The 14,961-nt window shown below is 71.6% G+C and carries 11 protein-coding genes and 1 riboswitch; of the genes, 1 reads left to right on the forward strand and 10 read right to left on the reverse strand.

The genetic code is table 11. The annotated features are described in order from the left end of the window. Positions 1-24 precede the first annotated feature (24 nt). From eno to CRP56_RS17465, 10 genes are all read right to left on the reverse strand, one after another. Positions 25-1,311: a phosphopyruvate hydratase gene (gene eno / locus CRP56_RS17420; protein ID WP_097265066.1), complete on the reverse strand. Its 1,287-nt coding sequence runs from the start codon at positions 1,309-1,311 to the stop codon at positions 25-27. A 256-nt stretch (positions 1,312-1,567) separates the two neighbouring features. Then, entirely contained in the window at positions 1,568-2,257 is a 690-nt protein-coding gene (locus CRP56_RS17425; protein ID WP_097265068.1) for a LysM peptidoglycan-binding domain-containing protein, read from the reverse strand. A 3-nt stretch (positions 2,258-2,260) separates the two neighbouring features. Further along, positions 2,261-2,428: riboswitch (cyclic di-AMP (ydaO/yuaA leader) on the reverse strand. Positions 2,429-2,622: 194 nt separating this feature from the next. After that, positions 2,623-3,579 carry a LysM peptidoglycan-binding domain-containing protein gene (locus CRP56_RS17430; protein ID WP_097265070.1) on the reverse strand — a complete coding sequence of 319 codons (957 nt, stop codon included), beginning with the start codon at positions 3,577-3,579 and terminating at the stop codon, positions 2,623-2,625. A gap of 249 nt (positions 3,580-3,828) precedes the next feature. After that, complete coding sequence (locus tag CRP56_RS17435; protein ID WP_097265073.1) at positions 3,829-5,100, reverse strand: cytochrome P450 family protein; 1,272 nt, start codon at positions 5,098-5,100, stop codon at positions 3,829-3,831. Beyond that, positions 5,097-7,352: a tetratricopeptide repeat protein gene (locus CRP56_RS17440; RefSeq protein WP_097265075.1), complete on the reverse strand. Its 2,256-nt coding sequence runs from the start codon at positions 7,350-7,352 to the stop codon at positions 5,097-5,099. Before CRP56_RS17440 ends, CRP56_RS17435 begins: the two co-directional genes overlap by 4 nt. A 41-nt stretch (positions 7,353-7,393) precedes the next feature. Then, positions 7,394-8,389 carry a nucleoside triphosphate pyrophosphohydrolase gene (locus CRP56_RS17445; protein WP_097265077.1) on the reverse strand — a complete coding sequence of 332 codons (996 nt, stop codon included), beginning with the start codon at positions 8,387-8,389 and terminating at the stop codon, positions 7,394-7,396. Between the two features lie 94 nt (positions 8,390-8,483). Then, a complete protein-coding gene (locus tag CRP56_RS17450; protein ID WP_097265079.1) occupies positions 8,484-9,128 on the reverse strand; it encodes a SurA N-terminal domain-containing protein in 645 nt (214 codons plus the stop codon). A gap of 167 nt (positions 9,129-9,295) precedes the next feature. Continuing rightward, positions 9,296-10,789 carry a serine/threonine-protein kinase gene (locus CRP56_RS17455; protein ID WP_306459467.1) on the reverse strand — a complete coding sequence of 498 codons (1,494 nt, stop codon included), beginning with the start codon at positions 10,787-10,789 and terminating at the stop codon, positions 9,296-9,298. 38 nt (positions 10,790-10,827) lie between these two features. Further along, positions 10,828-11,490, reverse strand: a complete 663-nt coding sequence (locus CRP56_RS17460) for a hypothetical protein (protein ID WP_097265083.1) — start codon at positions 11,488-11,490, stop codon at positions 10,828-10,830. A gap of 235 nt (positions 11,491-11,725) precedes the next feature. Continuing rightward, entirely contained in the window at positions 11,726-13,927 is a 2,202-nt protein-coding gene (locus tag CRP56_RS17465; protein ID WP_097265085.1) for an N-6 DNA methylase, read from the reverse strand. Between the two features lie 233 nt (positions 13,928-14,160). Between CRP56_RS17465 and CRP56_RS17470 the strand changes: the two genes are divergently transcribed. After that, positions 14,161-14,868 (forward strand): hypothetical protein, encoded by a 708-nt coding sequence (locus CRP56_RS17470; protein ID WP_097265087.1) that lies wholly within the window; start codon positions 14,161-14,163, stop codon positions 14,866-14,868. The last annotated feature ends 93 nt before the right edge of the window (positions 14,869-14,961 follow it).

Consider the following 14,961-nt stretch of genomic DNA (forward strand, 5'->3'; position numbering starts at 1 on the left):
CGTACGTACGACTTGGCTGAGCCTTTAGCCCTTGAAGCGCGGGAACGCGCTGCGGCCGGCGTACACCGCGGCGTCGTCGAGGATCTCCTCGATGCGCAGCAGCTGGTTGTACTTGGCGACGCGCTCGGAGCGGGCCGGGGCGCCGGTCTTGATCTGGCCGCAGTTGGTGGCGACGGCCAGGTCGGCGATGGTGACGTCCTCGGTCTCGCCGGAGCGGTGCGACATCATGCACTTGAAGCCGCTGCGCTGGGCGAGCTCGACGGCGTCCAGGGTCTCGGTGAGCGAGCCGATCTGGTTCACCTTGACGAGCAGCGCGTTGGCGGCGCCGTCCTCGATACCGCGGGCCAGACGCTCCGGGTTGGTGACGAACAGGTCGTCGCCGACGATCTGGACCTTGTCGCCCAGCTTGTCGGTGAGGACCTTCCAGCCGGCCCAGTCGTCCTCGAACAGCGGGTCCTCGATGGAGACGAGCGGGTAGGCCGCGACGAGCTCCTCGTAGTACTCCGTCATCTCGGCGGCGGAGCGCTCCTTGCCCTCGAACTGGTACTTGCCGTCCTTGTAGAACTCGGAGGCGGCGACGTCGAGGGCGAGGGCGACCTGCTCGCCGGGGATGTAACCGGCTTCCTTGATCGCCTCGAGGATGAGGTCCAGGGCGGCGCGGTTGGACTCGAGGTTCGGGGCGAAGCCGCCCTCGTCGCCGAGGCCGGTCGACAGACCCTTGCTCTTCAGGACCTTCTTGAGGGTGTGGTAGACCTCGGTGCCCCAGCGCAGCGCCTCGGAGAAGGACTCCGCGCCGATCGGGGCGATCATGAACTCCTGGATGTCCACGTTGGAGTCGGCGTGCGAGCCGCCGTTCAGGATGTTCATCATCGGAACGGGCAGCAGGTGCGCGTTCGGGCCGCCCAGGTAGCGGAAGAGCGGGAGGTCGCTGGCCTCGGAGGCGGCGTGGGCGACGGCGAGCGAGACGCCGAGGATGGCGTTGGCGCCGAGGGAGCCCTTGTTGTCGGTGGCGTCCAGGTCGAACATCGCCTGGTCGATCAGCCGCTGCTCGGTGGCGTCGTAGCCGACCAGCTCCGGGCCGATCTGCTCGATGACGGCGAGGACGGCCTTCTCGACGCCCTTGCCCAGGTAGCGGTTCGGGTCACCGTCGCGGAGCTCGATGGCCTCGAAGGCGCCCGTGGAGGCGCCGGAGGGGACGGCGGCACGACCCGTGCTGCCGTCGTCGAGGCCGACCTCGACCTCGACCGTGGGGTTGCCTCGGGAGTCCAGGATTTCCCGGGCTACGACGACGTCGATGGACGGCACGAGCATCTCCTTCTTGGGATGTGACGCGGCTACGGCACTGCCGCAGCGACTCTGCGAGACGAGCCTAACCGGCTCCGGGCGATCGGCCACCGCGTGGACCGCCCCGTGGACAGAACCGATCGTAAATTGTTTCCGAACGGAACAAAGACGGTTCAAGAAACCTAGTACACAACGCGGCGCAAAAAACCCCGCTCCGGTGCGTACGGGGGAACACGCACCGGAGCGGGGAGTCTGGGGGACGGGTTCAGCCGCGAGCCCCTGATTACTTCAGGTGGAGCTGCTGACCCGGGTAGATGAGGTTCGCGTCCTCGATGATGTCCTTGTTCAGCTTGAACAGGGTCTGGTAGCCGCCCTTGACCTTGTGCTTCGCGGCGATCGAGCTGAGGGTGTCACCCTTGACGACCTTGTACTCGCCGTCGCCCTTCTTGACCTTCTTGCCGGTCGGGGTGGTGACGGTCTTCTTCGCGGCCGTGCGCTCCGAGGAGCGGGAGGCCGGCTGCTCGGAGGAGCGGGTGCTGGTGTCGCTGCCGCTCGACGAGCCGGTGGAACCGGAGGACGACGAGCTGCCGCCGTTGTAGGCGGCGCCGGACAGGCCCGTGCCGCAGACCGGCCAGGCACCCTTGCCCTGGGAGGCGAGGACCTTCTCGGCGACGGCGATCTGCTGCGCCTTGCTGGCCTGGTTGGCCTGCGGGGCGTAGGCGGTGCCGCCGTACGCGGCCCAGGTCGAGGCGGAGAACTGCAGGCCGCCGTAGTAGCCGTTGCCGGTGTTGATGGACCAGTTGCCGCCCGACTCGCACTGGGCGACGGCGTCCCACTCGGAGGCGGTGGCGGCGGAGGCGTTGCCGGCCGCCATCAGCGGGGCGGCGATGGCGACACCGGTCACGCCGGCCAGAGCGGCGGCGCGGGTGGCCTTGGACGGACGACGGTGCTTGCCCTTGCCGGAAAACAGCATGGTGGATCCCCTCACCGACGCCTGCGAGGTGAGCTGTCGGGTTCGGGCCGGTTGAGTTGCCCGGCCGCGCACCCTGCGGTGCGCGACTTAACCCCAAGCCGGTCCAGCGTGAACTGCTGGGCCCGGCGCTTACCTTGGGTCCCCCGCTCCTGCCTACGGCGCTTGACGCGACGACTGTTCCCGTACAGCCGCTGGCAGGATTCGGCGTTGCGGCAGCCGGGGCTCGTGGTGACGAGCGGTGTTGACCGTAGACACGGAACCCGCGGGATTTCAAAGACGATCAGGGCTTCTGAGACTCATCCCACACTTTCGCCAAACCGGACATTCAGCGCGAAGCATGACGTGAACTCCCGCCGGTTTTCGCCCTATTCAGCCCCTACTACAAGGGTCTGACCGGGCATGATGGCGCTCGGGTCGGCACCGATGACCTTCTCGTTCAGGGCGTAGAGCCGACGCCATCCGCCGTCGAGGCCAAGGGAGTCGGCGATGGAGGCGAGCGTGTCGCCCTCGCGGACGGCGTACGTCTTCTCGTCGGCGCTCGGTCCACGGTGCCGGCCGGTGCCGGTGCTGGCGTCGCTCTCGCTCTTGGCGTCGCCCTTGCCGTCTCCGCCGAGGGCGCCGATGTCGACGAGGCTCGAAGAGCCGCCCACTTGCCACGAGTTGTCCGATTCGGCCTCATTCGCCGGAACCGTGGGCGAGTCGTCGGGCGACTGCGAGGCGGCCGGGCCAGAGTCGGACGTGTCCGACTTGGCGGACTTGTCCACGCCGGTGGAGGCGGAGGGTGACGGCGAGGTGTCGCCGGAAGCGTCGTCCGACGAGCCGGACTCCGCGGAGTTGGGCAACCCGGATGATTCCGAGTCCGATCCGGACGTATCGGACTCCGCGCCGGAACCGGACGCCGAGGGCGAACCGGTCCCGACGCCCGTGTCGACGTCGGCCGAGCCCGAGTCCTTGCTGAGCCCGTTGAGCAGCCCACAGGCGCCCCAGACGCCGACACCCTGGTCGGCGAGGACCTTCTCGGCGACGGATATCTGCTGATTGCGGCTGGCCAGGTCGGCGCTCGGGGCGTAGTCGAGGCCGCCGTACTTCTCCCAGTTGTCCTGGGAGAGGCTGAGCCCGCCGTAGGAACCGTCACCGTTGTTCTGGCTCCAGGAGCCGTCGGTCTCGCACTTGGCGACCTTGTCCCAGGTGCCGCCGTCGGCCGCGCTCGCGCCGGTGGCGGCGAGCAGCGGGATCGCGATGGCGGAGCCGGTCACTCCGGCCGCGACGAGAAGTGCCGGAGCCTGGCGGGGGCGACGGTGACGACCGTTCCCGGAGAGCATGCGGGGACCTTTCGCGAGACAGCGGTGATCGGCGTGGCGGGTGAGTCTGGGCGCCACGCTGGTTGGTGAACGTATCGGCAGACGATCACTTGTCACAAGTTAATGCCGCGCAGATCACGTGAAGATCACAGAGGTGAGGGGAAGTCACCTTCACAATGACCAGCGTCAATGGCCGAGTTGACGCGAAGTGGGCTATGAGGTCGGCGTGAAGCGGACCATGGCGCTCTATCAGGTGCCTTATGCGGCACTTTATGAGGTCGGCGTGAACTCGACCGGCAATGTCCGCAATCCACGCATGATGAGGCCGCCGCGCCATCTCAAATCGGCCGGATCCACCGCGAGTCGGAGGTCGGGGAGCCGGGTGAGGAGCGTGGCGAGCGCGGTCTGGCCCTCCAGCCTGGCGAGCGGTGCGCCGAGGCAGTAGTGGATGCCGTGGCCGTAGCCGAGGTGCTGGTTGTCACGGCGGGAGAGGTCGAGGGTGTCGGGGTCGGCGAACCGCGCGGGGTCCCGGTCGGCGGCGGCGAGCACGACGAGGACGGGATCGCCGGGGGCGATGTCCTGCCCGCCGATGGTGAGGGGCTGGGTGGCGAAGCGCCAGGTGGCGAGCTCCACCGGGCCGTCGTAGCGCAGGAGTTCCTCGATGCCGGTCTCCAGGAGGCCGCTCTCGCCCGCGGCGAGGGAGTCCTGGAGGCGGGTGCGCTGGTCGGGGTGGGTGAGCAGGGCGTACGTGCCGTTGCCGATGAGGTTCACGGTGGTCTCGAACCCGGCGAAGAGCAGGATGAAGGCCATCGCCGCGGCCTCGTTCTCGGTGAGGTGCTCGCCGTGGTCGGAGGCCCGGATGAGGCCGGAGATGAGGTCCTCGCCGGGGACGGGGTCGGCGGGCAGGCTCTCGCGCTTGCGGTGGATGAGCTCCAGCAGATAGCCGCGCATCTTCTTCACCGACCGCGCCACTCCGCCGCGCGGCCCTCCCCCGTGCCGGATCATCATGCCGGCCCAGTCCCGGAAGTCGTCCTGGTCCTCACGCGGGACGCCGAGCAGGTCGCAGATGGCGTAGATGGGGAGCGGGAACGCGAAGTCGTGGATGAGGTCGGCGGTCCCCTCGGCGGCGAACTGATCAATCAGATGGTCGGTCAACTCCTGCACCCGCGGGGCGAACTCGGCGACCCTGCGCGGGGTGAACGCCTTGCTGACGAGCCGACGCAGCCGGGTGTGGTCCGGCGGGTCGATGTTGAGCAGATGCGTCATCAACTCCGCCTTGCGCTCCCCCGGGATGCCGGTCTTCCCCTTGGCGTGCGCGGGCTCGTCGTGGTGCGCGGGGTTCTTGCTGAGCCGCTGGTCGGCGAGGGCTTGCTTGGCGTCGACGTAACGCGTGACCAACCAGGCCTCCACACCGCTGGGCAGCCGGGTGCGGTGCACGGGGGCGTGCTCGCGGAGCCAGGCGTAGGCGGGGTAGGGGTCGGTGGCGAACTCCCAGGTGAAGAGCTCGGGGGCGGTGCGGTCGGCGAGGGGGTGGTCGGTCACTCCTTGACGGTATCCGGGTTTTCCGCCAGGGCCTTCTTCGCGGCCGGGTGGCCCATGCCGGCGGCTTTGCGGTACCAGGTCCTCGCCTCGTCGGGGTTGCCCTGCTTGTCGAGGAGGGCCGCCAGGCGGTAGGCGCCGTAGGCGTCGCCGTACTCGTACGCCTTCTCGTACTCCGCGCGAGCCTGGTCGAGCCGGCCCCGCATCTCCATGACAAGGCCGTAGTGGGTGGCGTCGAGCGGATACGCACGGGAGCCGTGGTACTTGAAGTACTCCTCCGCGTCGTGGTCCGCCGGTTCGCCCCGCACCAGCTTCAGCAAGTCGGCCGCCACCGTGTCGCCCGCGTCTGCCGCTCGCGTCAGGTACACCGCCGCTATCTCTGTCCAGCCTTCCAGAAATGCGTACGCACCGGAGCTCCTGGCGACAGGCGCGTGACCACGCTGTTCCGCCTTCATGTACCAGTGGGACGCCTCGTCGAACTCACCGCTGCCGAGCAGCAGATCCCCGAGGAGGTGCGCCGCCTCCGGGTCATCGGCTTCGGCCCCCACCTCCAGCCACCGCCGGGTCTGCCCCAGCAGCACCTTCCCCAGCAGCATCGCCGCCTTCCCGTCCCCGGCCTCGGCGGCGGTCTCCAGAAACGCGGCCGCCTCCTTCTCTTCCCCCCGCTCCACGAGCATCCGCCCGAGCCGTCCCGCGCCCTCCGTCTGACCGGCCTCGGCCGCCCGCCGCAACCATTCCTCGGCCTCGGCTCCCTCCCCCAGACTCTCGGCCAGCAGCCCCAGCCGGAGCATGCCCCGGCCGTCGCCCCGCTCGGCCGCCCGGCGGAACGCCTCACGCGCGGTCTTCGTCACCGTCTCGAAGTCGTACGCCGTGTCGGTACGCGCCGCCTCCAACGCCAGGTCCCACACCGCGCTGTCGACCACCGGGTGCCCCTCGCCCTTGAGTACCGCCTCCACGAGGTACGGGGCCGCCTCCCACTTCCCGGCCCCGCCGCCGCGCAGCAGCCGCAGCACACCGAACCGCTTCTCGGCCGCCCAGGCGAGCGCGTCGGCCACGGACTCGCGTTCCAGACCCGTCACGTCCTCGTAGCTCTCGTGCGCCTTCACGAGAAGCTCCTGCGGCAGCGGTCCACGCAACCCGCACCGCGCCAGGTCGATCGCCGCCCGCACCAGGGCGTGGCCACGGGGATGCCGGTCTGCCCGTCTGGCCCGCTGCCAGTCCTCCCAGAGCTGCGGGCCCACGGCGAGGTAGGCGGCGATGCCCTCCGGCCCGCTGTGCCGCGCGGCCTCGGCGAGCCGGACGTCGCCCGCCGACCGGGCACGTTCCCGCTCCCCCGCACTCCACTCCCGAGGCAGCTCGACGAAGCGCGCCAGATCCAGGACCCGGCCGTCCACGCTCTGCCGGACGTCGTCGTAGGCCTCCTCGCGCAACGTGGCCACCACGACCACGCCCTGCCCGGTCAACTGGGCCAGCAGCCGGGGCTCCAGGCCATGCGCGCCTGCGCCGAGGTGGACGTCGAGGTCGTCGAGCCACAACACGCAGGGTTCACGCCGCCCGCGCAGCAGGCTGGGCAGCAACCGCAGGTCCTCGCCCCGGCCGGGAGCGAACACCCGCGTGTCCGGGAGGACTTCGGCGACGGCCCGGAGCGCGGTACGCGTCTTGCCCGCGTAGGCCTCGCCCAGCACCACCACGAACTTGCCCGCCGGTGCGCCGGTGAGCACGGTCTTGATCGCGTCGTCGACCTCGCGCTCCACGTACGGCGGCAGCAGCGGGCGCCCGCTCACGTTGCTCGTAGGCCGTACACCGTGGGCGAGCGGCTCCACGTCCTTCGCCGGAGGCCAGTCGTCGGGCACGAGCCGCTGGATGGCCGAGTCGGCCCCGTAGCTGTGCCGGACGTGCTGCACACCGACGACCGGCTGGTGGAACGTGCCGCCACGGAAGTCGACGTGGTCGCCGGTGACCACAGTGTTGTCGTCTCCGGTGACGGCGACCCCGATGTCACGGCCGGCGGTGACGCTCCTCGGCGCCGGTAAAGCCGCCGGCTGCGAGGCGACGGCTTGCAGCTCGGCGTACGCCTCCGGATGGACGTGCCGCAGAGTGTCGAGCATGTTCATCGCGTTCGTGGGCGATGCCCAGATCCTGCTGGCGTCGGTGAAGTACCACGACAGCACGTCCATGACCCGCTGCGCCCGCTCCGGCGACTCGTCCATCACGCTCTCCAACGCGTCCCTGAGTGCCTCCGACTCCGTGGCCACACACGCCCCCACACCTCACACCGCCCGTGAAGACAACGGTACTAAGCGCCAACCCCTTCGGCAGCGCGTACGGCATCCCTATAAGCCCGCGCGGCCACCCGCAACGCCGCCTCCGGATCAACACCCTCGGCCTCCGCCCGGGCCGCCAGTGCGAGCAGCTCGTACCCGATGCCCTCGCCCACCGGCAGCGGCACCTCAAGGCCCGCCGTCCGGACTCTCGACGCCAGTTTCGAGGCGAGGGCGAGGCCGGGCTGGCCGAGGGGGATGCCGTCCGTGATCGACTCGCGCTGCTTCTCTATCGCCTTGGTGCGCAGCCAGTGGGCCTTGACCTCCTCCGGGGTCGTGGCCGTCTCGTCGCCGAAGACGTGGGGGTGGCGGTGGATGAGCTTGGTGACGATGCCGCCCGCCACGTCGTCGATGGAGAAGGGGGCGTCGGGGTCTTCCTCGGCGATGCGGGCGTGGAAGACGACCTGGAGGAGGACATCGCCGAGTTCCTCGCGGAGTTCGTCGCGGTCGCCCTCCTCGATGGCCTCGACGAGTTCGTACGCCTCCTCGATGCCGTACTTGGCCAGGCCCTTGTGGGTCTGCTGCGAGGACCAGGGGCACTCGGCGCGGATGCGGTCCATGACCTGGACGAGGTCGAGGAGTCGGGCGCCCGGGAGGTCGTAGGAGGCGGGGAGGAGTTCCAGGTCGGGCATGGACACGCGGCCCGAGCCGGCGAGGCGGGCGAGGCCGTCGGTGAGGGCGGGCTCGCCCTCACCGGTCGCCACGACGACCACGGTGCGACCGCCCGCGCAGGCGGCGACCAGGTCCTCCGCCGTCGGCGACGCCTCGTCCACCCGTATCCCGGCCTCGCGCAGATACGGCAGCTGCGGGTGGGCGCCGTCGGCGCACAGCACGCGGTCGGCGGCGTGCAGTGCCTGCCAGGCGGGCCAGGACAGCAGGCCGGGGGCGACGCGGTGGCTGGTGGTCAGCAGGACGATGCGGCCGGGGGCGGCGGGGGTGTCCGGCGTGGCTTCGGGGCTGGTGGTGTTCACGGTTCGAAGCTAACGCACGGCGCCGACCACCCCGCGAGTTATCCACAGGGTGATCGGCGCTGCCGTACCGTTCCGCCGCGCTGTGTGTCCCGGGTCAGGCGGTCTGCCGGGTCCCCGATGCCGTGACCTCGCGTACCCAGGGGGTCTTGGCGTCGACGCGGCTGCTCTTGTCGACGTCCCAGGTGCCGTAGCGGGGGTTGAGGTCGACGCCGAGTTCCTTGGAGGCCTTGGACAGGGCCGCCCAGAAGGCCGGCTGGCTGGTGTCGGTGCCGAGGGCCGCGGCGAGTTTCTGGGCCTCCAGCTGGAGGCGGAGGTTGTCGTCGAGGCGCTCGGGGGCGATGCCGTACTGCTGGAGCCAGGCCGTCTCCAGGCCCTTGGCGCCGCCGGCCTGCTGTTCCAGGCCGGCCCGCATGGTCTGGATCTCCTTGCGGGTGACGGTGATGCCGGCGTCCTCGGCGGCCCGGTGCAGGACGCGGTCGAGGACCATGCCGTGCAGGGTGTCGCGGGTGAGGGTGCCGGTCTTGGCGATGGCCTGCGCGTACTGCGCGTCGTCCGTCACCGCGGCGCGCTGGGCGTCGCGGACCTCGTTCACCCTGGTCTCCAGTTGCGCGACGGTGATCCGCTGGCCGCCGACGACGGCTGCCGCGCCGGGGTGCGCGTCGCTGCCGCAGGCGGTGAGAAGGGGTGCCGCGGCGATCGCGGCGGAGAGGAGGAGCGCGGTGCGACGACGGCGGTGCAAGGAAGCCTCCCGGGGAGCTTGTGCGACGGTGCACAAAGTCTTGCGGTGATCGATGGTAGGCAGTGGGCAAGCTCTGGCCAACCCATTCGACCAACGATTCACCGGGACTTGGGGCACCGGCACGCCTCAGGGGTGACGCCGGCTTCCGGACGCGGCCCTCGCGGGACCTAGCCGCGTACCTGTCCCAGCCACTCCAGCGTCCGCCGTATCTCCGTCACGAGGGGGTGGCCGGGGCCGTGGAGGTGTTCCACGTCGTGGGCGAGGCGGGCCAGGGTGTCGTGGGCGGCGGGGCGGTCGCCGAGGGCGAGGAGGAGGTGGCCGATGCGGCGGCGGATGTCGTGGGCCATGTCGGGGTCGCCCGCCACGTACTGGTTCTCGTAGAACGGGAGCAGCGCGCGGTACTCGGCCAGCGCGGCCGCCGGTTCGCCGAGTTGTTCGAGGCACTGGGCGGCGTCGTGGCGGAAGCGGAGTGACTGGGGGTCGGCGTGGCCGGCCTCGGCGGCGCGTTCGTCCGCGAGGCGGCGCAGTTCGGGCAGCGCGCGCCGGTACTGGCCGTCGTCCATGAGCGTGGCGGCGTACTGCTTGCGCAGGGTGCGGACCACCGGTGAGTGCTCGCCGTGCTGTTCCGCCGCCGCGGGCAGGATCGCGCCGAGGATGTCGACGGCCTGGGTGATGCGGCCCTCGCCGAGGAGGCGCTTGACCTCGTCGACGGCGCGCGCGACGTCGGGTTTCTCGGCGGGGGGCGTGAGCGGCATGGCGGGCGCCGGCTGGGGCGCGGGTGTGCGGGCGCGGTCCGGCCAGGGGGCGTGCGGGCGCAGGAAGGGGCGCGTGGGGTCGAGGGGCGCCCCTGTGGGCATCCCGCGCGCGGGCAGGAGCACTGCCAGGTGCTCGTAGACCTCCTGCGCGCTGGCGGGGCGGTGCTGCGGGTCCTTGGCGAGCAGGCGCAGGACGAGCGCCTCGAGCGCCTCCGGCACCTCGGGGCGCAGGCGGCGCACCGGGAGCGGGGGCTCGTAGAGGTGGCGGTGCAGGACGCCGAGCGCCGTCGAGCCGGAGAACGGGACGTCGCCGCTGAGGAGTTCGTGGAGCAGTACGCCGAGTGCGTAGAGGTCGGTGTACGGGCCGACGGCGCCGCCCATGGCCTGCTCGGGCGCCATGTAGGCGGGCGAGCCGATGGGGGTGCCGGTGTGGGTGAGGCGGGTGGTGTCGGCGTCCATGACGGAGGCGACGCCGAGGTCGAGGACGGTGACCGTGCCGTCCTGCTTCACCATCACGTTGCGGGGCTTGAGGTCGCGGTGGACGATCGGCACGGCGTGCACGGCGCTCAGCACGGCGCACAGTTGCGCGGCGACCGCGACGGCCCACTGCCAGGGGTACGGGTCGTGCTCGGCGAGGTGGTCGGAGAGGTCCGCGCCGTCGACGTACTGCATGACGAGGAACAGCTCCTCGCCCTCGCTGCCCGCGTCGTGCACGGTGACGAGCCCGGGGTGGTCGACCTGCGCGGTCACCCGGCACTCACGCACGAACCGGCGGCGCAGTTCGTCCGCCTCCTGCCCGGCGACCTTGTCGGGGCGCAGCAGCTTCACCGCCACACGCCGGTCGAGCCGTCGGTCGTACGCCGTCCAGACCTGTCCCATGCCGCCCTGTCCGATGAGCGTGGACAGTTCATAGCGGCCTGCGACGACACGCCCTGTCGCCACGGTCACCTGCCGCCCTCGTGGTTTCCGCCGGGCTGCCCGTCCTGCCGGCGCAGGTAGTCACTGAGCTCGTCGAGCTCGGCGCGCACCTGGTCGATGCGGGCGGGCGCGGGGCGTTGGGGCGCGGGTGGGGGCGTGTGGGGCGCGGGGGGTTGCGGCATGGGGCTTTGGAGATGCGGCTGCGGGGCCGGGGACGGTGCCTGGGGCACGGTCGTGGCGGTGTACGGCGACTGCGGGAGGGGCGGCTGGAGGTGCGGCTGCGGATAGCCGTACGCGGGTGCGGGCGCCGGTGCCGGGGCGGGCTGTGGGGCGTACCCGGCGTAGCGGAGCTGGTGGAAGTGGCGTACGTCCGCGGAGAGGTAGTACGCGATCGTCGCCACCAGCGTGCCGAACAGCAGGGCCATGCCGGTCCAGCCGCCCGCGGTGTGGATCTCGTCGCCCGGTTCGACGCCGATCAGCACGAGCCCGAGGGTGACCGCGAGGAGCGAGGCGACGAACAGGCCCCAGTCGAGCGCCCTGCGGGTCACGAGCGCCAGGCGCAGCAGCATCGCCCAGGAGAACAGGCCGATGGTGAAGATCCCGAGCACCACGAACAGCACACGCAGGACGACCAGCCATGCCGGGTGGGGCGGCTGCTTCACCGGCTGCGGGTAGCCGTGGCCATGCATGACAGCTCCTGGTGCCTCGGGTGGGCGTACGAGGGCGGCCGTCGCCCGGCAACCCCGTTCCTGCGATTGTCGCTTCGCGCGTATTCGCGCGTACAGGCGAGCGTATAGGCCGACACGGACCAGCGGTCCCGGGTTGTACCGAACCGTTGTCGCACTGATCACTTCTCGCGCCCGCGCAGGTCGGCGGAGTGGCGGCTTCCGCGCGGGGCGTGCGCCGCGCGGGCGCGCCGGAGGGTCAGTCGGGGGCGACCGTGCCGTCCGTGAGGCCGTCGTACATCCCGCGCACGAGCTGCTCCCCGAGCCGGCCCGCGCGCCTGAGCGCCCGCTCGAACTCGTCGAGTGCGCGGAAGCGCGCGCCGTAGCGCCGTTGTTCGTCGAGCGGGAGCCGGGGCAGTTGGAGGCGGCGCACGTCGAGGCGGGTGGCGGTGGAGGCGTAGCTGCTGGCCTGGCGGTTGTTGGCGGTGCCGCGCAGGAAGCCGGCGAGGAACCACGGGTCGAGCGCCGTGCGCTCGGGGCGCAGGAGCACGAGGTTGCGCCCCAGGGCGGCGCCCCCCGTCGCGTCGTCGATCACGCGCGCCATCGAACCGCCGCCGAGCACCGGCACGACGACGTCGCCGGGCTCCACCAGCACGGCTTCCTCGTCGCTCTCCGGGAGCGAGCCGGAGGGTGCCGTTCCGGCGAGGACGTCGTGGTCGGTGAGGACAGGCACGCGCGCGTGGCCGCCGTTTCCGCCGGTGCGCAGCACCAGGGCGCCCCCACGCGCGAGTTCGCCGATGGTGGTGAGCGGCCAGCGCGGCACGGGGTGTGCGGCCTCGGCGGGCGGCGGGGTGAGGTCCGCGGTCAGGCGCAGCGTCGCGCCGAGGTTTTCGCGTACGGCGGTGAGTGCGCCGGCGCCCTCGGCCGCGGTCGGCGGCGGGAGGTGGCGGGCCGGGGCGAGGTCCACGTCGTCGTCGAGGAGGTCGATCACCGGCAGCGAGCGGGCGAGGCCGGGCCGTTCGTCGAGGGTGCCCGCGCGGTCGAAGGCGCGCCAGGCGTCGAGCACCACCTCCCCGACGTCCCGCCAGTCGGGGCCGCCGCGCCCGTCGGCGGCGAACTGCCCGGTGTCGGCGAGCAGCACCTCGGGCTGCGTCGGCGCCTTCTCGGGCCGGCGCAGCACCCACAGGTGCAGCGGGATGTTGTACGGCGGCGCCGCGCCGACCGGCAGGGCGACGACGGCTCGCAGCGCGCCACGGCGCAGCAGGTCGGCGCGGATGCGGCGGCCGGAGCGGCGGGAGGCGGCGGCGGGCGGCATGAGGAGGACGGCGGTGCCGCCGTCCTTGAGGCGGGCGAGCGCGTGCTGGACCCAGGCCAGCTCCGACTCGGTGCGGGCCGGGAAGCCGTACTCCCAGCGGGGGTCGTAGGCGAGTTCGTCGTGGCCCCAGTTGCGCTCGTTGAAGGGCGGGTGGCACAGGACGGCGTCGGCGTGCAGCTGGGGGTAGGCGTCGGCGCGCAGGGTGTCGCCGGTGGCGGCGCGGACGGCGGCCCGGGTGTGCAGGGCGAGCCGGAGCGCGGTGAGGGCGGCGAGTTCGGGGGCGCTGTCCTGGGCGTAGAGCTCCTGGTCGGGCCGGGTGGTGACGGCGCGCAGGAGAGCGCCGGTGCCGCAGGCGGGGTCGAGGACCGTGCGGGCGGGGCCGGCCAGGTCGGCCATGAGGCCGGCGAGGTCGGCGGGGGTGAGCGTGTACTGGCGCGGGTTGGCGTCGAGGTGCCGGCCGAGCAGGAACTCGAAGGTCTGCCGGGCGCCGAGCTCGGCGGCGAGTTCGGCGGTGCCGCGCAGGAGGGGGGTGGAGGGCAGGAGATCGGGGCCGGTGGGGAGGTGAACGGCGGGGCGGGTGTTCACAGCGGCGTCGGTGGCGGGGGTGTTCACACGGTCGGCGTGGGTGCCTGAAGCGCCGGCCGCCGGGGTGTTCACACCGTCGGTGCCCGCGTGAGCGGCGTTCACAGCGCGGGATGCGGTGCCGGGGCGCGGCGAGTTCACAGCGCGCCGTGAGTTCACAGCCGCCACCGGGCCGAAGCGCGGCGTCAGCACCTCCTCCAGCGCGCCGGGGAGCATCGCCGCGAGCCGCTCGTCGGAGCCGGCGCTCACCTCCAGCCAGACGGTGGGCCGGTCATGGATGAGCAGCAGCACGCACCCGGCGTGGGTGAGCGCGGCGACCGGGCCCTCGGGGTGGCCGACGAGCTGCTGCCAGACGCGTTCCCGCAAGGGGACCTCGGCGAGTTTCCCCTGCTTGCGCAGCCAGGCCTCGACCTCGGCGAGGGCGAAGGACGGGCTGGTCTCGGTGCCGCCGACCGGCTTGGGAAAGTCGGCGTGGCGGCGGCGCCAGTTGCTGACGGCGGCGCGGCCGACCCCGGCGAGCCGGGCGATCCCGGCGGCGGTCACCTCTGTGGCGTTGTCCTGCACCGGCCCGCTCCCTCGTCGTCCCTGCCCGCATGTCCTGTGCACATCCCCGTACACGTCCGCTGCGCGTGTGACGCCGAGCATAGCGGCGCATGCAAGATCTACCCATTCACGGCCGTGTACGCGAGACATTGCGTGAACCGTGTTGACTCGGTTCACAGCCTCTGTTCTTATTGACCCAGCGGACGAGCGACAGCCGAGCAGCGGCTGTCACCGTGTCGGGAGGGGACACAGTCATGGGCATGAAGGGCAAGATCGCGCTGGGGGCCGTCGTGGGGATCGTCGTCATCGGCGCCGTGTCGGCGAACTCCGGTGACGACTCCGACGGGGGTTCCCAGAGCAGCGGCAAGGGCTCTTCGTCGTCCGCTCAGGCGAAGCCGGGGGACGGCAAGGAGAAGGGGTCCGCCGATGCCGCCGACGCCGCCGATGCCGCCGAGGAGAAGAAGGTCGCGTTCGAGGGGGACGGCCAGTTCCAGGTCGGCTCGGACGTCAAGCCCGGCACCTACCGCACCTCCGGCAACGAGGACGGCATGTGCTACTGGGAGCGCGCCAAGGACGCCTCGGGCGAGATGGACTCGCTGCTCGCCAACGACAATGTCACCGGCACCAGTTACGTCACCATCAAGGCCACCGACAAGATCTTCAAGTCGAGCGACTGCAACGACTGGGAGGCCGTCGACACCGCCGCGAAGGGTTCGCCCGCTTCCAAGATGGCCGGCGACGGTGGCATGTTCAGAGTCGGCGCGGACATCGCGCCCGGCACGTACAAGTCCACCGGCAACGAGGACGACATGTGCTACTGGGAGCGCACCAAGGACGCCGAGCACGGCCTCGACTCGATCATCGCCAACGACAACGTCTCCGGCAGCGCCGTCGTCACGATCAGCGCCAAGGACACCTACTTCAAGACGTCCGGCTGCACGGACTGGAAGAAGACCGGCTGACACCGGCCCTCGTACGGCGAGATCCACCCGGCTCCGCTGACGAACCGGCGACACGTCTCGCCGTACCCGCTCATCCCACCGCCTCACCATCGG

This window comes from Streptomyces sp. TLI_55 (genome assembly GCF_900206255.1).
Taxonomy (GTDB): domain Bacteria; phylum Actinomycetota; class Actinomycetes; order Streptomycetales; family Streptomycetaceae; genus Streptomyces; species Streptomyces aquilus.